Below are 26609 nucleotides of genomic sequence, written 5' to 3'. Positions count from 1 at the left end.
TTTCTGAAAGGATAGATACATATATGAAACACACAATTTCCGTTCTCGTTGAAAATCACGCAGGCGTTCTCTCCCGTGTGTCGGGACTGTTTTCACGCAGAGGCTTCAACATCGACAGCCTTGCTGTGGGGGAGACAGACGACCCTGCTATCTCCAGAATTACCATAGTTGCCGACGGCGACGAGCACACCGCTCAGCAGATCGAAAAGCAGCTCAACAAGCTTGTGGACACAATGAAGGTACGCACCCTTGCTCCCGATGAGCTTCTTGCAAGAGAGCTTCAGCTTATCAAGGTGAATGCAACTCCCGCTCAGAGAAGCGAGATACTCACCATCTGCGAGATAATGGGCGCAAAGATCATTGATATGACCTCCAATACCCTTACCATCGAGATCTCCGACTCCACCGTTCATCTGAAGAGAATGCACGACCTTCTCGAGGGCTACGGCATAAAGGAAATTGTCCGCACAGGCGTTATCGCTATCCAGAAGGGCAGCGTTACCATCAAGTAACCAAGCTTTTAAGGCTATGTGCCTTGAAATATACTTAATTTATCCATAATATTCTATAGGAGGAATTTAAAATGGCTAAAATTTTCTATCAGTCTGACTGCGATCTCGGCAGACTCGACGGCAAGACCGTTGCTATCATCGGTTACGGTTCTCAGGGTCATGCTCACGCTCTTAACCTCAAGGACAGCGGCGTTAACGTTGTTGTAGGTCTTTACGAGGGCTCCAAGAGCAAGGCTAAGGCTGAATCTCAGGGTCTCAAGGTAGTTTCCGTAAGCGAAGCTGCTAAGATGGCTGATGTTATTATGATCCTCATTCCCGACGAGAAGCAGGCTGACGTTTATGCTTCCGATATCGCTCCTTACCTCACCGCAGGCAAGACTCTTGCTTTCGCACACGGCTTCAACATTCACTTCGGCTGCATCGTTCCCCCCAAGGACGTTAACGTTATTATGATCGCTCCCAAGGGCCCCGGTCACACCGTAAGAAGCGAATACCAGGCAGGCAAGGGTGTTCCTTGTCTTATCGCTGTTGAGCAGGACGCTACAGGCGACGCTCAGGATATCGGTCTTGCATACGCTCTCGGTATCGGCGGCGCAAGAGCAGGCGTTCTCGAGACTACATTCAGAACTGAGACCGAGACAGACCTCTTCGGTGAGCAGGCAGTTCTCTGCGGCGGCGTTTGCGCTCTTATGCAGGCAGGCTTCGAGACCCTCGTTGAGGCAGGCTACGATCCCAGAAACGCTTACTTTGAGTGCATCCACGAGATGAAGCTCATCGTTGACCTTATCTACCAGTCCGGTTTTGCAGGCATGAGATACTCCATCTCCAACACAGCTGAGTACGGCGACTATGTAACAGGTCCCAAGATCGTTACAGAGGAAACCAAGAAGGCTATGAAGAAGGTTCTTTCCGATATTCAGGACGGTACATTCGCTAAGGAATTCCTCCTTGATATGTCTCCCGCAGGCAGACAGGTTCACTTCAAGGCTATGCGCAAGCTCCACGCTGAGCACCCCTCCGAGGTCGTTGGCGAAGAGATCCGCAAGCTCTACAGCTGGAACGGCGAGGACAAGCTTATCAACAATTGATTTAACTGAAAAGATATCTTTACGGGGACTGCTGTACTATCTGTACGGCAGTCCTTTTTCACATTTGTACCCGTTTTGTCATATGATAAACTCGGAGGTAAATGAGTATGACTTCCACTGAGCTTATAGTGTCCATAACCGCCGCAGCTGCTGCCATAGCCGCCGATATCCCCGACAATGCCCAGCTTGCAGTTGCAGCCGCCGCTTTCGTTCAGCTGGGTGACACCCTTGCGGTCATAGCGGCTCAGAGGGACCTCTGCGGCACACAGAGCGGCGAACCGCACAAATAAAATAACTGCTTTCGGCTTCAATACTACGAAAGCAGTTATTTTTAGCTTGTTAAATTGATAAAGCTTAGTGAGGGATAATGCTCAGCAGAACGCCTGCGGCAACTGCGGAACCGATAACTCCCGCAACGTTGGGACCCATAGCGTGCATGAGCAGGAAGTTTGTGGGGTCTGTCTCCGCGCCCACCTTCTGAGACTGTCTTGCAGCCATAGGAACGGCGGAAACGCCTGCGGAACCGATGAGGGGATTTACCTTGCCGCCTGTTACGAGGCACATAAGCTTTCCGAAGAGAACGCCCGAAGCTGTTCCGACGCTGAATGCGATAACGCCGAGAACGATGACCTTGAGGAAATCGAGGGAAATAACATTCTGAGCAACTGTTGTAGCGCCAACGGAAATGCCGAGGAAGATGGTAATAATGTTCATAAGCTCATTCTGAGCGGTCTTGCAGAGACGGTCAACCACGCCGCTCTCCTTGAAGAGGTTTCCGAGCATGAGCATACCTACCAGAGGAGCTGCGGAGGGAACCAGAAGAGCGATGATAACTGTAACTGCAATGGGGAAGATTATCTTTTCTGTCTTGGAAACGGTCCTGAGCTGCGCCATCTTTATCTTACGCTCCTTTTCGGTGGTGAGGAGGCGCATGATGGGGGGCTGGATAAGGGGAACGAGTGCCATATAGGTATATGCCGCAAGGGCGATCGTTCCTGTGCTTACATTGCACTTGTCATTAAGAAGCTGGCTTGATACGTAAATTGCCGTAGGACCGTCCGCACCGCCGATGATAGCGATGGAGCCTGCTTCAACAGCGCTGAAGCCAAGAGCGGCTGCACCGATGAAGGTGAGGAAGATACCTGCCTGTGCGGCAGCTCCGAGAAGGAAGCTCTTGGGATTTGCGATAAGTGGAGCAAAGTCCGTCATACAGCCGATGCCCAGGAAGATAAGTGCGGGATATATCTGGAGCTTAACGCCGATATACAGGTAATCCAGCAGTCCGCCGTTTGTGATGACATTGCCGAAATCAACGTGACCCGCTTCATCAAGCACCCAGAGCTCGGGGTGATACATTCCCGTGCAGGGCAGGTTTGTAAGGAGCATACCGAATGCGATAGGGAGCAGGAGCAATGGCTCGAACTTGTGCTTTATCGCAAGATACATGAATAAGAAGGAGATAAGGATCATTACCACGTTCTGCCACTGGAGAGCGGCAAGACCCGAGCTTGCTATCAGATCCTTTATCGTGTCTAAGAAAATTGATATCATAGGAACTTTCCTTTCCTTTTAAAATGCACGGGTGTTTTCGCTGCGAGCGGCTCTTGCCCAGGAGTTGCCTGTGCCCACACCGCCTGCGCGCTTAATGCTGCGTATTCTGAGGGGCTGACCCATTTCCTCGCTCATTGCTGCAACTGCTGCGGCGATGACTGCGATTATCTCGCTGTCGTCCTCCGCGTCCTGCGAAATGGGAGCAGGCTCCTTTTTCAGCTGAGGTGCGGGAGCAGTCTCAACAGTCTTGCCGCCCTTATCGGATTTGCCCGACTTTAAAGCGGTGAAGAGCTTTCCCATTATCCACACAGCGGCGATGAGCAGGATAAGGGCTACGAAAACTATGACAAGACCCGAAATAACAACAGCGCCCACATAGCTCCAATCCATCTGCATTTCCATAAATTTGCTTCAATCCTTTCCTTGAAAGGCAAAACCTTCCGAAATTCAAAACTTATCACTATTATACTATATTCCGCAAAAAAATGCAAGAAAATTTTATATCATTTCTTTTCCGTATTTTTAACATATCAAAAATTTTTTTATACGCAGAAAAATTCACAAAAATTATTGACACATAGAAAATAATATGGTATAATTTGCTTAGAATATTTAACAGTATTAAATATTTACTCTGTTAACTTTTTGGGAGGTGTTCCGGGTGGATGAGAATAACAGTGTACTTGTCGCAAAGCTGTTTGAACAGCTCAAAGAGCTGTATTTCAGCAGGTCTCCTCTTGGCTTTGAAGAGTTTCTTCGGGGGGAGATGAAGGTACTGTCATACATATGCCTGGAGGGCGGAGAGCTTCTCCCGGGGCAGCTGGCTTCTTCCTTGGAAATGACGGGGGGGAGAATTGCGGGGATACTGCGCTCCCTTGAGAAAAAAGGGTATATTACACGAAGGACGGACGAGCTTGACAGGCGGCGTGTGCTTGTGAGCATTACCGAAAGCGGCAGCAGGTATATCGTGAGCCGCTCGGAGGCGCTTGAAACGAGGCTCGATATGCTTGTGACCGCAATGGGACGGGACAATACAATAAAGCTTATCGACTCTCTGAGTCTCTTTGTCAGGACTTCCGAAAGCGTTTTTGAAAATGACGGCGGCACTTGTCCCGATGAATAAATAAAAGGAGATATTCCATTATGGATATGCACGAATTTTTTATGGGAAACGTCTTTGACGCATACGATTTCTTCGGCGCTCACCCCGATTATACGGGAACGGTCTTCCGCACCTTTGCGCCCTCGGCTGTAAGAGTCTCTATCATTGGCGAATGGAACGGCTGGAAGGAGGAGCTGATGCAGAAAAACGGGCAGGTGTATTCCTACCACTCTCCCGACGCGCGCAAGGGTATGATGTACAAATATGTCATCTACTCCTCAAGCGGCAGAAAGGAGCACTGCGACCCCTACGGCTTTGCAATGGAGCTTCGCCCCGCCTTTTCGTCCATCATAACCGACCTTATGGACTATAAGTTCACCGATATAAAGTGGATGCAGAAGCGGTCAAAGAACTATGATACGCCCATGAACATATACGAGGTGCATCTCGGCTCGTGGCTCAGAAATCCCGATAATGAAAACGGCTGGTTTACATATTCGGAAATTGCGGACAGGCTTATTTCCTATGCAAAGGAGCACGGCTACACTCACATCGAGTTTATGCCTCTGAGCGAGCACCCTGCGGACTGCTCCTGGGGCTATCAGAATACGGGATTTTTTGCGCCCACCTCAAGATACGGCACTCCCGCGCAGCTTATGGAGCTTATCGACAAGTGCCACAACAGCGGCATCGGCGTTATAATGGACTTTGTTCCCGTTCATTTTGCCATTGACGATTACGCTCTGGCGAAATATGACGGCACCTGTCTTTACGAATATCCCAACGGCTCGGTGGGCAACAGCGAATGGGGTACCTACAATTTTATCCATTCAAGGCGGGAGGTCTGCTGCTTTTTGCAGTCCGCCGCAAACTACTGGCTGTCCGTATATCACTTTGACGGGCTGAGAATGGACGCCATCAGCCGCGCCATTTACTGGCAGGGAGACCCTTCAAGGGGCGTAAACGGCTGTACGGTGGAATTTTTAAAGAAGATGAACGAGGGGCTTCACAGGCTCCACCCCACGGCAATGCTCATTGCCGAGGACTCCACTTCCTTCCCGAAGATAACCGCTCCTGTAAATTACGGCGGTCTGGGCTTTGACTACAAGTGGGACTTAGGGTGGATGAACGATACCTTCGATTATTTCCGCACGCCCCCCGAGGAGCGAAAATACCATCACGGAAAGATAACCTTTTCAATGATGTATTACTACAATGAGCTGTATCTCCTGCCCATATCCCATGACGAGAACGTTCACGGCAAAGCCACCGTCATTCAGAAAATGTGGGGGGATTATGATGTGAAATTCCCGCAGGCAAGGGCGTTTTATATGTATATGTACTCCCACCCGGGAAAGAAACTCAACTTTATGGGCGGAGAATTTGCACAGTTTCGCGAATGGGACGAAACGAGAGAGCAGGACTGGGAGCTTCTCAAATATCCCATGCACGACTCCTTCAGGCGATATATTACCGACCTTTCAAGGCTATATGACAGCCGCGTCTCACTGTACAGCGGCGAATACAATCCCGACTGCTTCAAATGGATACTTGCCGATGAAAGCGAGACCTCCGTATTCGCATACAAGCGCTGCGCAGAGGGGGAGACTACAGTTATCCTGCTCAATCTGTCTGACAAGGAGCAGAAGGCGGTCATTCCTGCGGAGGGCTTCAAGCGGCTGCGAGAGCTTATAAATTCGGACAGCACCATCTACAGCGGCAGCACCCCCGTTGAGCCAGATGTAATAATTGACCCGGACAATGAGACAAACAGCTTCAATGTGCCCCTGGCGCCCTTCTCGGGCAGGATATTTGAGGCATAATTTTTCCGCCCCCTGCATATATCTGTAAAAAATGCAGGGGGCGGCGTATGAGAAGATCGAAAAAATCGGCAAGGCGGAGGGACAGACTTATTACCGCAGGGCTTTCCCTGCTTTCGGGTGTAGGAGCGCTGACTATTGCCGCCGCCCTGCTTTCGGCGGCGGCAGTTTACGGCGACCTTTCGGACAGCGCGGTCAGGGGAATGTCGGGCGTTGCGCTGGCGGCAGGCTGCTTTGCCTGTTCCTTCTGCGCGGCGAACAGACGAAGGAGAAACGGCCTTGCAACGGGCTTTTTCTGCGGCATTGCCGTATTCTGCGCCGTTCTTATCATCGGGGCGGCGACTGTCAGGATATTTTCCGCCGCAGGGGTGTTCACAAAGCTGCTCATCATCGTTACGGCTTCGGCTCTGGGGGGCTTTAAAGGGGTGAATACCCGTCCCGTATTCAGAGAATAATGTATTGTTCACGAAAAATTTCGAATGGGCAGCGGTCAAAATTGTGTAAAATACCAAAAAAATCGATAAATATTGAAATTCGCCGAAAGCCGTGTTATAATGAACATATATTATTTTTGGGGAGGATACTCAGATGAAGCACATTAAGACCATCAACAAGGCTAACCTCAAGCAGACTGCTGCAAAGGGCGGCTGCGGCAAGTGCCAGGCTTCCTGCCAGTCCGCTTGCAAGACTTCCTGCACAGTTGCTAACCAGAAGTGCGAGAAGTAATTTTGACTATAGGTTAAAGTCATCAGAGGATAGAGGTCAGACTAATTCTAACCTCTATCCTCTGACTTATATTTACAAAAGAAGTCGAAAGGATCTTTAAAAAAATGATACATAAATATAAGCTGAACGGATATAATATTGTGCTTGACGTACACAGCGGCGGCGTTCACATCGTGGACGAGCTTACCTATGATATGCTCGACAACATCGCTCCTCCCTTTGCAGATGAATGTCCCGCAAATGTTATTGAAAAGCTGTCCCGATTTTATAACAGGGAGGAGATAATCTCCTGCTATGAGGAGGTAAAGGAGCTTTACAACGAAAAGATACTTTTCTCCGAGGACGATTACGAGAAATTTGCAAAATATTCCGTTGCTTCCCCCATCAAGGCAATGTGCCTGCTGGTAACTATGGACTGCAACCTGCGCTGCGAATACTGCTTTGCTTCCCAGGGCGACTATGCTATGGGCAGAAAGGTAATGAGCTTTGAAACAGGCAAAAAGGCGCTTGATTTCCTCCTTGAAAATTCCGGCGACAGGGAAAATCTCGAGGTGGATTTCTTCGGCGGCGAGCCCCTTATGAACTGGGACGTTGTCAAGAAGCTGGTGGAGTACGGACGCTCCAGGGAAGAGGAGTATCACAAGCATTTCCGCTTCACCGTCACCACCAACGGTCTGCTCCTGGACGAGGAGAAAATGGACTTTATCAACAAGGAAATGTCCAACGTGGTACTGTCCATCGACGGCAGAAAGGACGTTAACGACCGCGTGAGAAAGCGCGTTGACGGCTCTGGCTGCTATGACCGCATCATCCCCAGGTTCAAGGAGCTTGCGGAAAAGAGAAACTATGAGAATTACTATGTGAGAGGCACCTTTACAAAGTATAACCTTGACTTTGCAAGCGATGTTTTCCATCTGTATGATTTAGGCTTTGAACAGATATCCGTTGAGCCTGTTGTATGCGACCATGACGAGAAATACGCCATTACCGAAAGAGACCTGCCTGCCGTATTCTCCGAGTACGAGAGACTGGCTCAGCTTATGCTCGTGAACGAGAAAAAGGGTAAGCATTTCAACTTCTTCCACTTTATGCTTGACCTTGACCAGGGTCCCTGCGCTATAAAGCGCCTGAGAGGCTGCGGCTCGGGCAACGAGTATGTTGCCATCACCTCCGACGGCGATATTTATCCCTGCCATCAGTTTGTGGGCATTCCCGAATATCTTATGGGAAATATCCACTCGGGCGAGTTCAATACCGAGATAAAGAAGGATTTTGCTGCGGCTCATATCTACAACAAGGAGGACTGCCGCAAGTGCTGGGCTAAGTTCTACTGCAGCGGCGGCTGCAACGCCAATAATTTCATCTACACAGGCAATATCCTCACCGCTCACAAGCTCTCCTGCGAGATAGAAAAGAAGAGACTTGAATGTGCAATAATGATAAAGGCAGCTCAGGCGGAGGCTGCCGCTCAGGAATAACAAGTTAAGGAGTCCGACAAATGGCTAAAAAGAAAGAACCCAAAAGCCACAGCCCTGCTCCCGCTCAGAATGCCTATATCGCAGGCAGCGGAGTAGTGGTGGAGGAGAAGATAACCGACACTCTTGAAAAGAATTATATGCCCTATGCTATGAGCGTTATCGTTTCGAGAGCGCTCCCCGAGATAGACGGCTTCAAGCCATCTCACCGAAAGCTTCTCTACACCATGTACAAAATGGGTCTGCTTACGGGCAACAAGACAAAATCCGCAAATATCGTTGGTCAGACAATGAAGCTAAATCCCCACGGCGACGCTGCCATTTACGAGACAATGGTGCGTATGGCAAGGGGAAACGAGGCGCTTCTTCACCCCTATATCGACAGCAAGGGCAACTTCGGCAAGGCGTATTCGAGAGATATGGCATATGCGGCTCCCCGATACACCGAGGCTAAGCTTGCTCCCATCTGCGCCGAGCTTTTCAGGGATATTGACAAGGACACGGTGGATTTCGTTCCCAACTACGATAATGAGACCGTTGAGCCTACGCTGCTGCCTGCCACATTTCCGTCTATCCTTGTAAATTCAAATGTGGGAATTGCGGTGTCCATGGCGAGTGCGGTATGCTCCTTTAATCTGACTGAGATATGCGAGGCGACTATCGGGCTTATCAAAAATCCCGATTATAACCTGTTCTCCGTTCTCAAGGGTCCCGATTTCCCCGGGGGCGGCGAGATGATATATGATGAGGCGGAGCTTGAGAAAATTTACCGCACGGGACGGGGCAGCGTTAAGATACGCTCAAAGTACAGCTATGACCCCGACGCTCACTGCATCGAGATAACCGAGATACCTCCCACCACCACCATCGAGCAGATAAAGGACAAGATAGTGGAGCTTGCAAAATCGGGCAAGGTAAGGGAGATATCCTATATACGGGACGAGTCCGACCTTAACGGTCTTAAAATAGCCATTGACATCAAAAAGGGCACCGACCCCGACGCCCTTATGAAGCGGCTTTACAAGCTTACCCCCTTGCAGGACACCTATTCCTGCAACTTCAATATCCTTGTGGGCGGCTATCCCAAGGTAATGGGAGTTTACGAGATACTTACCGAATGGACGGCATTCCGCAAGGACTGCGTCAAGAGGAGAGTATACTTTGAGCTGAGCAAGAAGAAGGAAAAGCTTCATCTGCTCTTAGGTCTCAAAAAGATACTCCTTGACATTGACAAGGCGATAAAGATAGTCAGGGAGACCGAGGACGATAACGAGGTGGTTCCCAACCTGATGATAGGCTTCGGCATTGACGAGACTCAGGCGGAATACGTCGCCGAGATAAAGCTTCGTCATCTCAACAAGGAATATATCCTTAATCGTCTCGCTGAGACCGACCAGCTCCAGAAGGACATTGCCGAGATGGAGGAAATTCTGGGAAGCAGCAAAAAAATTCTTGATATCATCATCTCCGAGCTGAAGGAGGTCATCAAGAAATACGGTCAGCCCAGACGGACGCAGTTCTGCTATCCCGATGAAAGCGATGATGTGGATATCGAGGAGGAGATCCCCGATTATCCCGTTAACCTGTTCATAAGCCGAGGGGGATATTTCAAGAAAATAACTCCCCAGTCTCTCAGAATGTCAGGCGAGCATAAGCTCAAGGACGGCGACGTTATGGAGGCTTCCTTTGAGGCTACAAACCGCACCGAGCTGCTTTTCTTTACGGACAAATGCCAGGTATACAAGAGCAGGGCTTCCGAATTTTCCGAGACAAAGGCTTCGGCTATGGGCGATTATATTCCCGTCAAGCTGGGATTTGAAGCCGACGAGAATGTGATATCTATGATACCCACTGCCGATTACTCGGGCTTTATGTTCCTTGTGTTTGAAAACGGCAAGGCGGCAAAGGTGCCCTTGAACGTATTCGAGACCAAAACCAACCGCAAGAAGCTTACCAAGGCATTTTCGGACAAGTCAAGGCTTGTGCGTATGTTCTTCATTGCGGACAATGCGGATATTATGCTCACCTCTACCAAGGGACGGGCAGTTATTTTCAACACCGCTCTTGTGCTGCCAAAGACTACCCGTGACACCATCGGCGTTCAGTGTATGACCCTTAAAGCGGGGGCTTTGGTTGAGAATGCCTACATCGTTCCCGAGGAAAAGCTTTCCGAGATGACCAAGTATGTTATGAAGTCTATCCCTGCGGCAGGCTGCCTTGCAAAGGACATCACCGACCCCGACCAGCTCACTTTGTAATTCCCGAACAAAACTGAAAGGACGTGTAAAAATGGCTGATATGAAAATGCTCATAAATATTTTCAGGCACCTGAAAACCGTCGGCACCCACCGCAGACAGGTAAGGATAAACTGCTTCAAGGCAGGTCTTTACTGGCAGGGACTTACTCACGACCTTTCAAAGTACAGCCCAACCGAATTCTGGATAAGCTGCAAAATGTATCAGGGCGACCGCAGCCCCAACGAAGCCGAGCGCGAAAAAAAGGGCTACAGCACCGCCTGGATGCACCACAAGGGCAGAAACAAGCACCATTTTGAATACTGGACGGATTATGATCCCAGGACCAAGAAAATGGAAGGCGTGAAAATGCCGCTCATTTATGTGGCGGAGATGTTCTGCGACCGTGTGGCGGCGAGCAAGGTGTATATGGGCAAAAATTACACCGACTCCTCACCTCTGGAGTATTTTCACAGAGGGACGGCGATAAGGCTTATCCACCCCGATACGGCAAAGCTGCTTGAAATGCTCCTCACCATGCTTGCCGAGGAGGGCGAGGACTACACCTTTGCTTATATCAGGCATATCCTGCACAGATAAATTATTCGAGCCTGTCTTTACGAGCTGTAAGGACAGGCTTTTTTATTCAGTAAAATTATTAACAAGTTTTCACAAAATATTATGTAAAAAATCTCTGATTTGACTATTGACATTTAGGAACTTTTGTGCTATAATTATCACATAATATTTGAATTGTAAAATATACCAAAAAAATAAGCAGGTTTTGTAAGATGTCACAAAAATTATGACCGTATGAAATATTTTCCTTTAGTCGATTGTTTTTATATTAAAAGCGTTTTTATGCGCACAATTTTATTCTGAAAGGAACGATAGGAAAATGAAAAGAAAGATAGCCGCACTTATGGCAATAGTTATGGCAGCGGGGGCTGTTCAGTCAGTACCCTTCACCGTTTTTGCGGAGAGCGAGACAGCTTCGTCTCAGTCCCAGTCCGCAGATAACGGCAAAAAGGAGACCTCAGAGGAGGAACAGATGAAAAACGCTCTTGCTCTTGTTAAATCAAGGATAGATATCCCCGAGGAATACAGCAATTTCTCATACAGAACAGGTGTAAATCAAGGTATGAAGACCTATAGCTTTACCTGGACAGACCCGACGGGAAACAAGTCATATTCCGCTCAGGTGGAGGGCGGTATCATCACAGACTTCAATGCTCCTTATGAGTACAGCTGGAAGCCTGCCATCTCATCTCAGAAGCCCTCTTATTTTGTCAACAAGGCTATGAGCTGGGTGTACAAGGTAAATCCCTCTATGAAGGGCTTTCTTACCAAATCAAGCGTAAGTCTCAGCATTACCTCAAGCAATGTTTCGGTGCAGTTCAAGAGAAGCTTCGGCGGTATCCCTGTGGGCAAAAACAGCGTAAGTGTCAGCATTGACAAGCTTACGGGCGAGGTCACGTCGTATTATGCAAACTGGTGGCAGGACGCTGAATTTGTAGCGCCATCGGATGTTCTTTCACAGGAGGAGATAAAGGAAATTTACTGCGGCGAGGTGACTATAAAGCCCTGGTATCATATTTACAATGACAGCGCTACGGGAAAGAAAAAGACCTGTATCGTTTACGAGCCTCAGAACAGCTATGTTTATGACGCTCTGACGGGAAAGCATTCTTCGATGGACGATGATTATAATAAGTTTATGGATACGGACAAGTATGACCGCGGAGAAGCCCTTGACGCTGATGTTTGTGAGGAAGAAGCAATTGAATGCGAAGACGATATGGTTGAAGCGGGAACAGCTGCAATTCCCGCTACGGGCGTAAGCTTAACGGAGGAAGAGCTTGCTGCTGCGGCAGACCTCAGCACTATGCTCACATCGGAGCAGTTCAAGGCGCTTATTGTCAAGGACAAGTATATGGACGTTACCGAAAAATATCTTGTTCAGAATTTCGACATCAGCAGAAATGATGACGCGGAGTGCGGCTATGCCATTTCCTGCAATATGATGATAAACAACAAGACGGACAACAGGAGCGTGAACATTACCGCCGACGCAAAATCGGGAAAGATAATGAGCTTTTATGCTTATGACTATGACCGTAATGAAAATAAGGCTGAGCTTAATGTGAAGAAGGCAAACACCCTTGCAAACGCTGTTCTCAAATATTATTTCGGTGATATCTCGGGCGAGTACAAGGCTGATACGGATAATACCGCTCCCGTATCGGACAGCGGCAAGAACAAGCAGACAAGCAGAGGTATGAAATATAACCGCTATGTGAACAACATTCAGGTGGCAAGCAATAATATTTACATTACAGTAAATTCCGCAGGCAAGGTCACATCGGTAAGCTGCAGCCACGACAGAGATGTTGATTTCGGTGACGGTCTTATCATCAACAAGGAAACTGCTCTCAAACTCCTCTGCGAGCAGCAGGATATGACTCTCAGATACAACGGATTTATTGACCTTGAGTCCAAGCCTCATACATATTTGCAGTATTCTATGGACAGATGGACCTTGAACGGCGTTACGGGCAAGCTTTGCGATCATAACGGTCAGCCTGTTGCTAAGACAGAGGAACAGCCGGAAAACTGCCCCTATACGGACATCTCCAAATCTCCCTACAAGAAGGAGATAGAGGCTCTTTACGAGCATAACGTAAGAATTTACGAGGGCAAGGAATTTAAGCCTGCCGAAAAAATGACATTCAGCGAGTTTGAAAGACTTCTTGACATCATTACAGGCTATGGTTATGAGCCTATGCCCTTGGAGGATATCCCGGAAGAGGAGGGAGAAATGTCCGCCACAGCCAAAGCACCCGTTGGTGAATTTTTCACAAGAATGACTCTTGCAAAGGAATTTACAAGAGCCGCAAAGGTGGATAACTGCGCTAAGTACACCTCTATTTTCAAGTCCCCCTTTACGGACGTGAGCGCAAAGGACAAGGATATGGGATATGCCGCTCTTGCATACGGTATGGGCGCGATAAGCTGCGGAAAGGACGGAAAATTCTATCCGAACGCTTATGTTACAAGGGAATACGCTTACCACTGCGCTTATAATTACATCAAAAATTCTATGGAGAGCTGAGAAAGACAAAAAATACGGTCTGCCGCAAGCGTTTTTTGCGGCAGACCGTAACTGTCTATGCGAGTATGGGCTGGATCTGTCTGCCCTGCAGAGCTTCCTCTGCGGCGGCGGGTATCAGAGAAAAGTCCGCCACAGCCGAGCGGGGCTTTTTTATGAAATCGTCCTGTCTGAAAGGGACGAAGTATATGTTCTTTGTGTTAAGTAGTGCTCCGATATTCTTTGCGGAAGCGGAAAGGGCGTCATTGGTGGAAACGGCTATAAGCACGGGTCTGCCGTTTCTCAGATGTGACTTGACCGCCATTGTTACAGGTGTGTCGGTAATTCCTGCGGCAAGCTTTGCAAGAGTATTTCCCGTACAGGGGCATACTATGAGAAGGTCGAACATTTTCTTCGGACCTATGGGCTCCGCAAGGGGTATGGTATTTATGACGCCCCTGCCGCATATGCTTTCTGCGGTCATAATGTTTTCCTCCGCTGTTCCGAAACGGGTGTCCAGCGTTGAGGCGTGGTATGACATTATGGGGGTAAGCTCCGCTCCTGCCGCTTTAAGCTTTATCATCTGCTCAAAGGCTTTGGAGAATGTGCAGAAGGAGCCGCACATTGCTATGCCGATCTTTATGCCTTTAAGCGATGCTGTCTCACTCATTCGGTATCACCGCCTTTCATTAAAAGAGGTTATCTATCTTCGTTTTTCGTGAAGAATGTTTTCAATGGTCTGCGCTATCATTCTGCCCGAGCTTACGGGGGCGGTCTTTCCGGGGAGCGAAAGCGCCCATATGGCTCTGAGACCAAGCCTGCCTGCGGCTTCCATATCCATTCCGCCGGGCTTTGAGGCAAGGTCGATTATCAGGCAGCTTTTATTGCAGCACTTTAACAGGTCTTCGTTAAGTATAAGATGGGGGACGGTATTGAATATGATATCGGCTTTGCTGAGTGCTTCGCAGTTTTCAAGCTCGGATATCTCTGCCGCTTCGCAGCCGAAAACCTCTGCCCATGCCAGATCCGAATATTTTCTTGCCGAGACGGTAATGTGTGCGCCGAAGCCTTGAAGTATCCGTATGAGGGACTTTGCTATCCGCCCCATTCCCAGGATAAGCACATTGCTGCCCGAAATTATGACAGGCTGCTCCTCAAGGGCTATCTGCAGCGCTCCCTCGGCGGTGGCAAGGGCATTGAGCACCGCAAGCTCCTCGCGCTCAAAGTAATCCACCACCTCAATTCCCTTTGACGAGAACATTTCTCTTACCCCGGGGGATATCCTGCCGCCGAAAACTATCCCGTCCTTTTTCACGCAGCTCGTAAGCTCGGATAGGGATACTGTGCCGCTGTAGAACGGGGCGTTCAGGGTTATCCCGTCCGATGACACGGGAAGGGGCAGGACAAGGCAGTCGGCACGGTAGGGGACTGACATAACGCTTTCCGCGGCGATTATCCTTTCGCTGCCGAATATGTTCTTGTCAAAGCCTACGGTGCAGACCCTTGCTTTTTCCGAAAGCTGCTCTGCCAGCGCCGAAAAACGCATATCACCGCCTGCAATAATATATCTTTCACTCATAAAAGCGTTTCCTTTCATTATTTAACAGGCAGGAGCTGCTGCCCTTACATAATTATATGATTTTTTCTTCTGCGAGGTTCTTAAAATAATGTTGTTTTTCAGGTGACAATGTGGTATAATATGTTTGTCCGTAAATTTACGGGCGGAATTTTTTTGAGAAAGACGGTAAATATATGAAAACTCTTGAAGAAATAAGAGAAATATTTAAAAACGACAGATTTGCCACCGAGAATTTTGCGGTAATTGAAGAAGCAAGGGAGAAATACGCCAAATGCTCCGTTAAGCTTACTGACAGACATAAAAACGCCATGGGCGGCGTTATGGGCGGAGTACACTTCATGCTGGCGGATTTTGCCTTTGCGGTGGCGTCCAACTGCGAGCATATGGGAGTTGTGTCGGTGAGCAGCAATATCACCTTTTTGAGCGGCGTCAAGGGGGATATCCTTTATGCCGAGGCAAAATGCATAAAGGACGGCAGGACTACCTGCTACTATACCGTTGACGTTTATGACGACAGGGGAACAAAATGCGCCGCAGTTACCATTACGGGCTGTCATGTGGGATAAAGGGGTCAACCGAGGGCAAACTTCGTACTTGACAATGCCCTTGCTGCTGTGGTATAATTTTCTCATGACCTTGGCTTCATACTTCTGAAAGACGGTATTATATATGGAACTTACACAGCTGAAATATTTCTATGCCGCAGCCGAATGCGGTCATATCACTAAGGCGGCGGAAAAGCTTCACATCGCTCAGCCTGCCCTTACCCAGTCTGTCCGCAGGCTGGAAAACGAGCTTGGAGTTAAGCTTTTTGTCAGACGGGGAAGGAGCATTGCCCTGAGCCCCTGCGGAGAGTATCTTTACAAGCAGCTCGGGGGAGTCCTGAAAACTCTTGACCGCGTTCCCGTCGAGCTTTTAAAAATAGCCGAGCTTGAGGAAAAGACCATAAGGGTCAATATCATCGCCGCTTCTCTGCTGATAACAGAGCTTATTATCGAGTACAAGCGGCTTCACCCCGATATAAAATTTATCCTTCATCAGAGCGCCGACGCCGAAAACTGCGACTGTACAATATCCGCAAATCTCCCCGGCATTCTTCCGAATATGCCCAAAAGCTGCTGTCACAGAAGCTTTACCGAGGAGATAAAGCTGGCTGTGCCCGCAGGCTCGTATTATTCGCGGCTCTCCTCAATACAGCTTTCGGATACAAAGGATAACGGTTTTATAAGCCTTTCGGGCTCAAAGCCATTTCATAATATCTGCGAGACACTGTGCAGAATGGTGGGCTTTACTCCCGATGTGGTATTTGAGAGCGACTCGCCCTCCACCGTAAGAGGGCTTATCGGCGCAGGAATGGGGATAGGCTTCTGGCCCGCATACACATGGGGCAGCATAAACGCCGACAATGTGGTGCTCCTGCCTATATCATATCCCGACTGCCGCAGAGAGCTTACCGTTATCTGCAACAATACCGACTCATCTGCCGCCGGTGAATTTTATGAATTTCTCTGCTCAAGGCTTGAGGAGATTTCCGCACAGGCAGAAAAAATATAATAACCGACAAAAGACCTTTCAGACTTTTCTGCAAGGTCTTTTCCGATAAAGGGGATATCATTTTGAAAAACAGCTTTACATTATATGCCATCACCGACAGCTCATATACGCGCCTGCCGCTTTCCGCACAGACCGAAGCCGCGATTTCGGGAGGAGCGGATATTATCCAGCTGAGAGAGAAAAACATCTCCGAAGAGGAGTATGTAAAAAAAGCGGAGGAAGTCCTTGCGGTCACAAGAAAATACGGAGTTCCGCTCATAATAAACGATAATGTAAACGTGGCACTCAGATCGGGAGCGGAGGGAGTACATCTGGGACAGACCGACGGCGACCCTGCTTCGGCAAGGAAGATACTGGGTGCAAACGCCATTATCGGCGTGACCGCAAAGACCGTTTCCCAGGCGAAAGCGGCAGAAGCGGCGGGAGCGGATTATCTTGGCAGCGGAGCGATGTTCGTATCGCCCACAAAGCCCGGTGCAAAGGCGCTTTCAATGTCGGAGCTGCGTGAGATATGCTCCTCGGTAAGCATTCCCGTATGCGCTATCGGCGGGATAAACGAGGAAAACGCAACAAGTCTCAGAGGCAGCGGCATAAGCGGTATCGCCGTTGTTTCGGCAGTATTCGGCTCGGAGACAACAGAGGGCATTGCCGCCGCAGCAAAAAGACTCAGAGCAGCAGCGGAGGATATCATAAAATGAAAGACATCAGAAAAATACTTTCCTGCGCAGGCTCGGACTCCTGCGGAGGGGCAGGCATACAGGCGGATATAAAAACCATTTCGGCTCTGGGGCATTTTGCCATGACCGCCGTTACCGCACTTACGGCCCAGAATACAACAGAAGTGAGCCTTGCGCAGGCGGTTTCCCCCGAGATGATGAAGGCTCAGCTGGATATGGTCTTTACCGATATTTTCCCCGACGCGGTAAAGGTCGGAATGCTTATGAACGGCGAAAACGCTGCCATAATTGCCGACAGACTTGAGTTTTACAAGGCTGAACATATCGTCTGCGATACGGTAATAATGTCCACCGGCGGCAGACAGCTCCTTGACGATGATGGGATAGAAGTATTTATAAATAAGCTTATGCCCCTTGCGGAGGTGATAACTCCCAATATCCCCGAAGCACAGCGGCTGTGTAAGATGAAGATAAGCACCCCCACGGATATGGAAAATGCGGCAAGGGCGCTTTCCGGCATAACAAAGGGGGGCGTGCTGATAAAGGGCGGCCATCTTGAAGGAAATGCTCTCGATATACTGTTGTACAAGGGGAAATTTTATTATCTGGAAAGTCCTCGGGCAGACAATCCCAACACCCACGGCACAGGCTGTACACTTTCATCAGCAATTGCCTGCGGACTTGCGGAGGGAATGAGCGTTCCCGAGGCGGCAGAGTATGCAAAGAAATACATTACAAAGGTTATCTCAGCAGGACTGGATCTAGGCAGGGGAAACGGTCCTATGTGGCATTTTGTATAATTATTTTATAGGTATATTGGCTAAATATCCAAATATTCCCTTTTTGTGTAACAAAAATGAATGCAAGATTGTTTTAATATCAGAACAGCCCGAAAGGACGGTCGAATAAATGGAAAGAAAAGCAATGACAGCAGTGTATTCCATTGCACATTTTTTTGTGGATATGTGCTGTGCGTTTCTTATGATGAGATTTGTGAGAGGCGGGGAAAGCGAATGCTTCCTGTTTTATAATTTCTGCGCCTTTGCCCTTCAGATGCCTATAGGAATAATCCTTGACAAATGCGGCGGAGGGCACCGTGCCGCCGCAGCAGGCTGCGGACTTGTGTTCCTCTCATATTTTGCCGCCATCGGAGGACTGCTTTCTCCTGCCGCCATATGTGCGGGAGTGGGAAATGCCCTTTTCCACGCAGGGGGCGGAGTGTATGTCCTGGATAAATTCAGTAATTCGGGTGCCCTTGGAGTATTCGTCTCTCCGGGAGCCATAGGACTTTACCTGGGAACAGTTCGGGGAAAGGGCGACGGGGTCTCTTACATATTCCCGATGCTGATAATGCTTTTTGCGGCGGCGTTCATATTTGCTTCTCCCTATATTTTCCGCTGCGATGATAAAAAGGGAGCAGCTGCGGAGAACTTTTTCTCATTTAAAATGTCAGCACCTCTCTGCACAGCGGCAGTGCTGTTCTTTGCGGTTGTCGTTATCCGCAGTCTTGGAGGCTTTGCGCTGTCATTCCCATGGAAAATAACCCCAGCGGCGGCATTTGCGGCTGTGCTTGTTACAGCAGGTGGGAAGGCTTTGGGCGGCTTTGCTTCGGACTTTTTCGGAAAGGAAAGAGCGGCGGCTGCGTCAATGCTGGGAGCGGCGCTTCTGTACCTTTTTTCGGACAATATCATCTGCGGACTCATGGCGATACTCCTTTTCAATATGTCAATGCCCATGACCCTCAGAGCGGCGGCGGATATTTTCAGGGGCGGCAGGGGATTTTCCTTCGGACTTCTCACCTTTGCCCTGTTTCTGGGATATGTGCCCGTTTACACCTCAAAGAGCGGTATGCAGATAGGCAGAGAGACCATGACGATGCTCTGCATGATCTCTGCGGCAATGCTCCTTGCAGGCTTTGCGCTCCAAAGGAGGACTGAACGTTCAGATGACCCTTGCAATAATTAAAGCAATGGGCATTGCTCTCCTGCTGACCATACTCCTTGAAGGGCTTTTCGGGGCAATATGGGGAGTAAGGGGCGGCAGGAACTACATAATAATGCTCCTTGCAAACCTGCTCACAAACCCTCTTGTGAACGTTATCCACAGCTATTTCGCATATGAGCTGCGGTTTTACGGGATCATCATGGTGATGATAACGGCTCTTCTTGAAATAAGCGCCGTCACTGCGGAATGGCTTGTTTACAAAAGCAGGACGGATATAAAAAAGCCATTCTTATTTTCACTTTGCGCAAACGGTTTTTCCTTTCTCTGCGGTATTCTCATAAATTTGCTGAGGTGACATTATGAAGCTGAAAATCATTTTCTGTACGATTCTTGCAGCGCTTTCCCTGCTTGCATTTTCGGGAGCTTCTGCATATGCGGACGCCATAGCCGAGCCTGTAAATCAGTTTTATTGGGACAATCCGAGAGCTTGTGACTATATAAACTGGCGTTCCTTTGAGGTGCTTGAGGACAGCAGCATTCTGGATAGCCCCATAAACGGCAGGACAAACGGCAGTATCCGGGCAGGAGAGACCGTGCAGGTCGGCTTTGCATATACAGATGATGAAGGCGTAAAATGGGGCTGCTGTTCATTTTTTGATGATGACAGGCAGGACGGCTGGGTGGAAATGAGCAAGCTCAGCGAAATATACAATGTTTTCACCTTCCTTGACGAACACGAGAGCGAGCTCAGAGACTACAGCGGCGAGCTTGACGAATATATCCCGAAAGAAAGAGTTGTGCTGTGGAAATATCCCTTTTCCGAGGAATGTGTTTCCGTAAAAGCGGAAAGGTGGTATACAAAGGCAGATTATCCCTATACAAATGAAATTGCCGACAAATGCTGGACAGATGAAAACGGAAATGTGTGGGTATACAGCGGAAGATGGGTAACAAAAGACGCATACACATACGATAGCTTCTGGGTATTCCTCCCCGCCCCCGAATTGACCGACCTTTCCTCATTCGGCATCGACATTTCCGCAAACGAAGGAACGTCAGTTTCGGGACAGCTTATGACCGATGAAGAAACGCTGGCGGCATACAATGCGGCGGCAAACTCCCTTAACGGCACAGAAAGCGCATATCTCCTGCCCCTTTGCCTGTCTCTCGGAGCGGTAGTTGTCTCAGCGGCAATGATAAAGCTGATGAAAAAGAAAAACTGAGATATTATGAGGTGACATTATGAAGCTGAAAAAACTTTTCTGTACGATTCTTGCAGCGCTTTCACTGCTTGCCTTTTCGGGAGCGTCAGCCTTTGCCGATGTGCTTGTAGAGCCTGAAAATAAATTCTATCGGAACAATACGAGAGATTGTGAATATATCGAATGGCGTTCCTATGAGGTGCTTGAGGACAGCGACCTTTTAGAAAATCCCCTTGACGAAAAAACAAACGGCAGTATCCGGGCAGGGGAGACTGTACGGGTAGGCTTTACCTATACGACTCATACGGGGGTTATATGGGGCTGCTGTTCATTTTTCGACAGCGACAGGAAGGACGGCTGGGTGGAAATGACTAAGCTCAGCGAAATATACAGCGTTTTCACCTTCATTGACGAGCATAAGAGCGAGATTAAAGACTACAGCGGCGAGCTTGACGGTTATACACCAAGTGAAAAGGTAGTGCTTTGGGATTATCCATTTTCCGAGGAATATACTTACATCGAAGCCGATAAATGGTACACCGATGTAAAGGAAGTATACCCATATAGGGGTGAAATTGCCGATAAATGCTGGACTGACGAAAATGGAAATGTGTGGGTATACAAATCAAGATGGAGCGATAAGGACGGCTACAGATATGATAACGGCTGGGTATTCCTCCCCGCCCCCGAATTGACCGACCTTTCCTCATTCGGCATCGACATTTCCGCAAACGAAGGAACCGCAGTCTCGGGACAGCTTATGACCGATGAAGAAACGCTGGCTGCATACAATGCGGCGGTAAACTCCCTTAACGGCAGAAAAAGCAGCTATATCCTGCCTCTGTGCCTTGCCATAGGCGCAGTTGCTGTGTCGGCGGTGATGATAAAGCTTATGAAAAAGGAAAACTGAATTATATTTCGCAGAAGCCGTAAAATAAAGCGGCTTCTGTTTTTTTTGAAAAAATTTTAAAAAACAGTAGCAATTTCGGAAAGAATGTGATATAATTATCATATATACGGCTCCCCGCAGAAAGGATTGATAATAAATGGCAGTAACGGAAAACGCCGTTCGTCTCAAGGAATGGATAGACAGCTCTGATAATATAGTATTTTTCGGAGGAGCAGGAGTTTCCACCGAAAGCGGCATCCCCGATTTCCGAAGCGTGGACGGACTTTATAATATGAAATATAAATACCCTCCCGAAACAATTCTCAGCCACAGCTTTTTCTGCAATCATATAAGCGAGTTTTACGAGTTTTACAAGGATAAGATGCTCTATCTTGACGCAAAGCCCAATAAGGCTCACCTTGCTCTTGCGGAGCTTGAGCGCAGAGGAAAGCTGAAGGCGGTCGTCACACAGAATATAGACGGACTTCATCAGGCGGCAGGCAGTAAGACCGTTTTTGAACTTCACGGCTCCGTCCACCGCAACTACTGCGTCCGCTGCGGCGAGCTCCACGATGCCCGGTATATAAAAAATTCCCCCTTTATCCCCGAATGCTCCAAGTGCGGCGGACTTTTAAAGCCCGACGTGGTGCTTTATCAGGAAGGTCTTGACCAGAAAACGGTGAATGCCGCAATTGAAGCTATAGAAAACTGCGATATCCTCATTATCGGGGGAACGTCCCTGTCCGTATATCCCGCCAGCGGACTTATCGAGTATTATCACGGCAATAAGCTTGTGCTCATAAACAAGAGCGCCACCCAGTACGATGACAGAGCCGACCTGCTCATACCCGAGAGCATCGGAGAAACTCTGGACTATTGTGTAAATTAAATCGACCTGAAAGGAAAGAATAAAATGCTTTTACCCGAATTTTACGTTGATGATGTAATAAAAAGAGCCTTGTCCGAGGACATAAACTACATAGACCTTGCCACCGACCTGCTTATCCCCGAGGAGGAGATATCAACAGCCGAATTTGTCTCCAAAGCAGAGGGTGTTCTTGCAGGCATAGACTGCGCCCTCAGGACATTTACATTTATTGACAGCACCGTTAAGTGCGAGATATTCATTCATGACGGCGAAAAGGTTAAAAAGGGCGACGTTATCGCAAGAGTTGAGGGAAAGACCCGTTCGATACTGAAAGCGGAGAGAACATCTCTCAATATCTTACAGCATATGTCAGGCGTTGCCACCGCCACCAATAAGCTTGTAGAAGCCTGCGCAGGCACAAAGGCCTCCATTGTTGACACAAGAAAAACTCTCCCGGGACTTCGCGCCCTTGAGAAATACGCCGTGACCGCAGGCGGCGGAAGAAACCACCGCTACAACCTTTCCGACGCCGCAATGCTCAAGGATAACCACATCGACGCATACGGCTCCATCACAGGCGCAGTTTCCGCCCTCAAGCAGAAGATAGGTCATATGGCAAAGATCGAGGTGGAGGTCAGAAACAAGGAGGAGCTGAAAGAGGCTCTGGGCTGCAATGTGGACGTAATAATGCTTGACAATATGACCCCCGAGGAAATGACCGAGTGCGTAAAGATCGCAGACGGAAAGGCAGTCCTTGAGGCTTCGGGAAATATAAGCATCGACACCGTTGCCGCAGTTGCAAAAACAGGCGTTGACATTATTTCCGTCGGCGCAATAACCCATTCGGTAAAGGCGTTTGATATTTCGCTTAAAATCAGGAAGTAAAGAGAGAAGAATAGCCTTGAAAAGTCTTACCTTTGTCTATGCGGTGCATAGCAATCTGTATATAAACCTTACAAACCGCTGCCCCTGCAACTGCACCTTTTGTATAAGACACAACGGCGACGGAGCATACGGCAGCGACAGCCTTTGGCTTGAAAGGGAACCCACCTGCGAGGAGGTCCTTGCCGAATTTGAGAAATATGATATGTCAAAGGTCGGCGAAATAGTTTTCTGCGGATACGGCGAGCCTATGGAAAGGGCAGAGGACGTTTCCTATATCGGAAAAGAGCTTAAAAAGCGTTATCCCGATGTCCAAATTAGGCTCAATACCAACGGACTTGGCGATAAAATAAACGGCAGACCCACCGCAATGCTCCTTGAGGGCGCTGTGGATATCGTTTCAATAAGCCTTAATTCGGGAAACCGCGAGGACTACAACAAAGTCACCCGACCCGGATGGGAGGACAGCTTTGAAGCAATGCTCACATTTGCTGAGGAATGCAAAAAATACGTCCCCAAGGTAATGTTCACAGTAGTTGACGTTATCTCCGAGCGTGAGATAAACGAGAGCAAAGCGCTTTCGGATAAGCTGGGGATACCTCTCAGGATACGCGCATACGATACTTAAAATAAAGGAGTTTTTACAATGGAGCTTTATGCAAGAAAAGCCATACACAAGGGCGCAGAGGTAGTTGAGCTGGCAGCAGGCGGATATTACGCAATAGTTGCACACGGACTCGGCTCCAACGTCCTTCGTTTCAGAGACAACAAAAGGGGAATGGAGATATTCCGCTATAACGGCAGCGTTTCAATGGGCGAGATAATGAACGCTCCCGAGATATGGGGACTGCCCACCCTCTACCTTCCCAACCGCTTTGAAAGCGGACTTCTCCGCACCTCCGACGCACTCTACCGTCTCCCCGTAAACGAGGAGCGCTTCGGAAACCACCTTCACGGCTTTATCCAGAAAAGAGCCTACACCGTCAAGGATATGGCTGTCAAGGGCAAGACCGCATATGTTGAGAACGAGTATGTCTATGACGAAAAGGACTTTTTCTACAACTGCTTCCCCGTAAAATTCACCGTTCGGATAAAGATAGAGCTTTCCGATAAGGGACTTACCCATACCGTTACCCTTATAAATCAGTCGGATAAGATGATGCCCGTATCCATTGCCACCCACACCACCATCAACGCACCCTTTGTGGATGGCGGGCTCCAGGAGAATATCAGGCTTCAGGTGCCTGCCGAGGAGCATATCCTCTTTAATAAGTCGAAATGGCTCCCCACTGGCAAGAGAGCAAAGCTTTCTGATTATGATAAGCAGTATGTTTCGGGAACCTGCCCCGTTTTAAAGGATATCTGCAACGATATGTATTCGGGCGGCACCCTTACCCTTGACGGCAAGCCCTTCCACGGCACCATCATGACAGATACGGACAGCGGAAAGAAGATATGCAACGAGGTTGACGATAAATACAAGTTCTGGATAGTATGGAACCACAACGGTTTTATGAATTATTTCTGTCCCGAGCCCATGACAGCCCAGGTAAATGCTCCTAACCTTGATATGCCCGCAGAGCAAAGCGGCTATGAGGAGCTTGCCCCGGGAAAGACCTACACTGCCACTCAAAGATTTTTTACAATGGGATAACGCAGTGTAATAGATATTTTAATAAATTCTGCTGTATAATTATCTTGAGTGTGTAATTATACAGCAGTTTTCTTTTGACCATCGGGTCAGAAGCTTATACTAATCTCTGACCGTTCTGAAGACAAAGGCGGCAGATAGAATACAGCCAATCTAGGAAAGCGAGCGCAGCAAGGCTTGCCGCCTTGCAAGGGAGCTTGACGACGAGTGGCTGTATTATAGCTGTCGGATTTGTCTATAGGTTGGTTAGAGATTAGTATAAATAATCAGAAAGGTGTATATCATATGGCATATTGTACAAACTGCGGCGGAGAGCTTTTTGAAACAAGCAAATTCTGTCCGCACTGCGGAACGCCCGTCCTTGAGGTGGCAGCCCGTTCAGATGACGCAAAGCCCAAGGAATATGATACGGAAACAGCATCGGGTGATGTTGAGGGACTTCCCGAGGTAAACACAGGCGTGCTTACCCCCGAGGAGCAGGCAGCTGTTCTTGAAATGGCGGCTGAAAATATTCTTGAGGATATCCCCGATATCAAAAAGCTTGACAGTGAGCCTGTTTCCGAAAACAAGCTCGAAAAAACTCCAGAGGCACCCGAGGAGCCTGAAAAGCAAGAGATACATAAGGAAGAAGCGCCAAAGCCCGAGCCCCCAAAGCCCGCGGAGGAGACAAAAATCGAAAAAATACCCGAGCCCGAGCTGATATCCGAGCCTGAGCCCGAGACAGTAAATATCCCTGCAGAACCGAAGAAAAAGGGAAAGGGCGGGATTATCGCAGTTATCGCAATACTTGCCATAGCGGCAATAGGCGGAGCGGTTTTCTTCCTCGGACAAAGGAGCGAGCCTGTCAATAACGTTATTGAGGAGACCGAGCTCACTGTTACCGAGATGACAACAATGCCCGAAGCCGAGACCGTTCCCGAAAGCGAAGCTGTTTCCGAAACGACGGAACAGTCGGTTGCTTCCGAAGCAGTCACAGCCGCCGAAACAGAGCTTTCCTCCGAAACGGCTCCCACCTCCGAAACTCCTGCCGAGACTGAAATATCTGCCGAAGAGACGGTTTCCGAAGAAGTTTCCGAGACAGTCCTTTCCGAAGCGACAGCAGCCGAAGGACTTCACACTGCCGATGAGCTTGCTCAGGGTATCGTTATCGAACCCGAGCATCAGACAGCAATGGGAACAGGCATCTCCGCCGAGATAAGCCTTTCCGCCGAGGGTATCGGCACATCTATCCTGTCAAGCGGAGTTCTTTTCCTTGCGGAATATACCAGCACCGCGTCAGCCCCCGCAAATCTCACCCCTGCCGCAATGGTGATAACCATTGGCACTACTCCCATTGAGGTCACAGCCACCTCCTGCTCCGAAGGAATGGTGATCTTCGAGTATGATGTTATGACAGCCTCAGTTGAAGCAGCAGGATTTACTGCCGCAGATATAGATTCTGTTGCAATAAAAAGCACAGGAGTTCCCATTGACGTATTCAGAATAACCATCCTTCAGGAATGATGACCAAGAGCGCAGAAGCTGCCGCACCGTAAGCAGTTCCTGCGCTCTTGTTATATTATAGCACATCTGTGCCTTGGCTTGTCGATAAAGCGGATAAATAAAAAAAGTTGCACAAATAAACACAACACTAAAAGTTTCGCTCAAGCCTTTTCCAAAGGCTTGCAGGTTTCCAAAGGGAGGGTCTTGTATACAAGACCAATGCCCTTTGGTCGCCCTCCGCAGAGGGCGAAATCTCCTTTATCCTTCCAAAACGGAGAAAGGGG

28 protein-coding genes are annotated in these 26609 nt (G+C 48.7%); 24 read left to right on the top strand and 4 right to left on the bottom strand.

The annotated features are described in order from the left end of the window. Positions 1–23: 23 nt before the first annotated feature. The 3 genes from ilvN to ACI4J0_RS00520 all read left to right on the top strand — a co-directional run bounded on the left by ilvN (position 24) and on the right by ACI4J0_RS00520 (position 1890). Entirely contained in the window at positions 24–512 is a 489-nt protein-coding gene (gene ilvN / locus ACI4J0_RS00530; protein WP_439763862.1) for an acetolactate synthase small subunit, read from the top strand. Between the two features lie 71 nt (positions 513–583). After that, positions 584–1600 carry a ketol-acid reductoisomerase gene (gene ilvC, locus ACI4J0_RS00525; RefSeq protein ID WP_439763861.1) on the top strand — a complete coding sequence of 339 codons (1017 nt, stop codon included), beginning with the start codon at positions 584–586 and terminating at the stop codon, positions 1598–1600. A gap of 107 nt (positions 1601–1707) precedes the next feature. Beyond that, a complete protein-coding gene (locus ACI4J0_RS00520; RefSeq protein WP_439763860.1) occupies positions 1708–1890 on the top strand; it encodes a DUF6774 domain-containing protein in 183 nt (60 codons plus the stop codon). A gap of 64 nt (positions 1891–1954) precedes the next feature. On the opposite strand, the gene ACI4J0_RS00515 is transcribed toward ACI4J0_RS00520, so the two are convergent. Further along, a complete protein-coding gene (locus ACI4J0_RS00515) occupies positions 1955–3151 on the bottom strand; it encodes a sodium ion-translocating decarboxylase subunit beta (protein ID WP_439763859.1) in 1197 nt (398 codons plus the stop codon). An 18-nt stretch (positions 3152–3169) separates the two neighbouring features. After that, positions 3170–3553, bottom strand: coding sequence for an OadG family protein (locus tag ACI4J0_RS00510; RefSeq protein ID WP_439763858.1), 384 nt, complete (start codon positions 3551–3553; stop codon positions 3170–3172). Between the two features lie 259 nt (positions 3554–3812). Between ACI4J0_RS00510 and ACI4J0_RS00505 the strand changes: the two genes are divergently transcribed. The 8 genes from ACI4J0_RS00505 to ACI4J0_RS00470 all read left to right on the top strand — a co-directional run bounded on the left by ACI4J0_RS00505 (position 3813) and on the right by ACI4J0_RS00470 (position 13621). Continuing rightward, positions 3813–4274: a MarR family winged helix-turn-helix transcriptional regulator gene (locus ACI4J0_RS00505; protein ID WP_439763857.1), complete on the top strand. Its 462-nt coding sequence runs from the start codon at positions 3813–3815 to the stop codon at positions 4272–4274. A 20-nt stretch (positions 4275–4294) separates the two neighbouring features. Then, positions 4295–6076 carry a 1,4-alpha-glucan branching protein GlgB gene (glgB, locus tag ACI4J0_RS00500; protein WP_439763856.1) on the top strand — a complete coding sequence of 594 codons (1782 nt, stop codon included), beginning with the start codon at positions 4295–4297 and terminating at the stop codon, positions 6074–6076. 47 nt (positions 6077–6123) lie between these two features. Continuing rightward, entirely contained in the window at positions 6124–6528 is a 405-nt protein-coding gene (locus ACI4J0_RS00495) for a TIGR04086 family membrane protein (RefSeq protein WP_439763855.1), read from the top strand. A gap of 133 nt (positions 6529–6661) precedes the next feature. After that, complete coding sequence (gene scfA, locus ACI4J0_RS00490; protein WP_178726230.1) at positions 6662–6799, top strand: six-cysteine ranthipeptide SCIFF; 138 nt, start codon at positions 6662–6664, stop codon at positions 6797–6799. Positions 6800–6903: 104 nt separating this feature from the next. Continuing rightward, entirely contained in the window at positions 6904–8277 is a 1374-nt protein-coding gene (gene scfB, locus ACI4J0_RS00485) for a thioether cross-link-forming SCIFF peptide maturase (protein ID WP_439763854.1), read from the top strand. Between the two features lie 20 nt (positions 8278–8297). Beyond that, positions 8298–10532, top strand: coding sequence for a DNA gyrase subunit A (locus tag ACI4J0_RS00480; protein WP_439763853.1), 2235 nt, complete (start codon positions 8298–8300; stop codon positions 10530–10532). Positions 10533–10563: 31 nt separating this feature from the next. Further along, on the top strand, positions 10564–11109 hold the full coding sequence (locus tag ACI4J0_RS00475; RefSeq protein ID WP_439763852.1) for a DUF5662 family protein: 546 nt from the start codon (positions 10564–10566) through the stop codon (positions 11107–11109). 298 nt (positions 11110–11407) lie between these two features. Beyond that, positions 11408–13621 carry an S-layer homology domain-containing protein gene (locus tag ACI4J0_RS00470; protein ID WP_439763851.1) on the top strand — a complete coding sequence of 738 codons (2214 nt, stop codon included), beginning with the start codon at positions 11408–11410 and terminating at the stop codon, positions 13619–13621. 55 nt (positions 13622–13676) lie between these two features. Here the strand turns inward: ACI4J0_RS00470 and ACI4J0_RS00465 are convergent, their stop codons facing one another. Both ACI4J0_RS00465 and dpsA read right to left on the bottom strand, forming a co-directional pair. Beyond that, on the bottom strand, positions 13677–14267 hold the full coding sequence (locus ACI4J0_RS00465) for a dipicolinate synthase subunit B (RefSeq protein WP_439763850.1): 591 nt from the start codon (positions 14265–14267) through the stop codon (positions 13677–13679). A gap of 33 nt (positions 14268–14300) precedes the next feature. Continuing rightward, positions 14301–15176: a dipicolinate synthase subunit DpsA gene (gene dpsA / locus ACI4J0_RS00460; RefSeq protein ID WP_439763849.1), complete on the bottom strand. Its 876-nt coding sequence runs from the start codon at positions 15174–15176 to the stop codon at positions 14301–14303. Between the two features lie 173 nt (positions 15177–15349). On the opposite strand from dpsA, the gene ACI4J0_RS00455 reads away from it, so the two are divergent. From ACI4J0_RS00455 to ACI4J0_RS00395, 13 genes are all read left to right on the top strand, one after another. Continuing rightward, positions 15350–15742 (top strand): PaaI family thioesterase, encoded by a 393-nt coding sequence (locus ACI4J0_RS00455; RefSeq protein WP_439763848.1) that lies wholly within the window; start codon positions 15350–15352, stop codon positions 15740–15742. 103 nt (positions 15743–15845) lie between these two features. Next, a complete protein-coding gene (locus tag ACI4J0_RS00450) occupies positions 15846–16730 on the top strand; it encodes a LysR family transcriptional regulator (RefSeq protein ID WP_439763847.1) in 885 nt (294 codons plus the stop codon). 62 nt (positions 16731–16792) lie between these two features. Then, complete coding sequence (thiE, locus tag ACI4J0_RS00445) at positions 16793–17428, top strand: thiamine phosphate synthase (protein WP_439763846.1); 636 nt, start codon at positions 16793–16795, stop codon at positions 17426–17428. Continuing rightward, a complete protein-coding gene (gene thiD, locus ACI4J0_RS00440; protein ID WP_439763845.1) occupies positions 17425–18207 on the top strand; it encodes a bifunctional hydroxymethylpyrimidine kinase/phosphomethylpyrimidine kinase in 783 nt (260 codons plus the stop codon). The genes thiE and thiD overlap by 4 nt, the downstream gene beginning before the upstream one ends. A 109-nt stretch (positions 18208–18316) precedes the next feature. Then, on the top strand, positions 18317–19372 hold the full coding sequence (locus ACI4J0_RS00435) for a hypothetical protein (protein WP_439763844.1): 1056 nt from the start codon (positions 18317–18319) through the stop codon (positions 19370–19372). Next, positions 19353–19706: a hypothetical protein gene (locus ACI4J0_RS00430; RefSeq protein WP_439763843.1), complete on the top strand. Its 354-nt coding sequence runs from the start codon at positions 19353–19355 to the stop codon at positions 19704–19706. The genes ACI4J0_RS00435 and ACI4J0_RS00430 overlap by 20 nt, the downstream gene beginning before the upstream one ends. A gap of 4 nt (positions 19707–19710) precedes the next feature. Continuing rightward, on the top strand, positions 19711–20574 hold the full coding sequence (locus tag ACI4J0_RS00425) for a hypothetical protein (protein WP_439763842.1): 864 nt from the start codon (positions 19711–19713) through the stop codon (positions 20572–20574). A gap of 19 nt (positions 20575–20593) precedes the next feature. Further along, on the top strand, positions 20594–21463 hold the full coding sequence (locus ACI4J0_RS00420; RefSeq protein ID WP_439763841.1) for a hypothetical protein: 870 nt from the start codon (positions 20594–20596) through the stop codon (positions 21461–21463). A 136-nt stretch (positions 21464–21599) separates the two neighbouring features. After that, positions 21600–22331, top strand: a complete 732-nt coding sequence (locus ACI4J0_RS00415; protein WP_439763840.1) for an NAD-dependent protein deacylase — start codon at positions 21600–21602, stop codon at positions 22329–22331. A 24-nt stretch (positions 22332–22355) separates the two neighbouring features. After that, positions 22356–23195, top strand: coding sequence for a carboxylating nicotinate-nucleotide diphosphorylase (gene nadC, locus ACI4J0_RS00410; protein ID WP_439763839.1), 840 nt, complete (start codon positions 22356–22358; stop codon positions 23193–23195). Positions 23196–23211: 16 nt separating this feature from the next. Continuing rightward, positions 23212–23820, top strand: a complete 609-nt coding sequence (locus tag ACI4J0_RS00405; RefSeq protein WP_439763838.1) for a TIGR04100 family radical SAM protein — start codon at positions 23212–23214, stop codon at positions 23818–23820. 18 nt (positions 23821–23838) lie between these two features. Further along, entirely contained in the window at positions 23839–24846 is a 1008-nt protein-coding gene (locus ACI4J0_RS00400) for an aldose 1-epimerase (protein WP_439763837.1), read from the top strand. 282 nt (positions 24847–25128) lie between these two features. Next, entirely contained in the window at positions 25129–26346 is a 1218-nt protein-coding gene (locus ACI4J0_RS00395) for a hypothetical protein (protein WP_439763836.1), read from the top strand. Positions 26347–26609 lie beyond the last annotated feature (263 nt).

Source organism: Huintestinicola sp. (assembly GCF_051882455.1).
GTDB lineage: Bacteria > Bacillota > Clostridia > Oscillospirales > Ruminococcaceae > Huintestinicola.
Note: the sequence above shows the minus strand (reverse complement) of the source record. Positions and strands in the feature narration are given on the sequence as shown.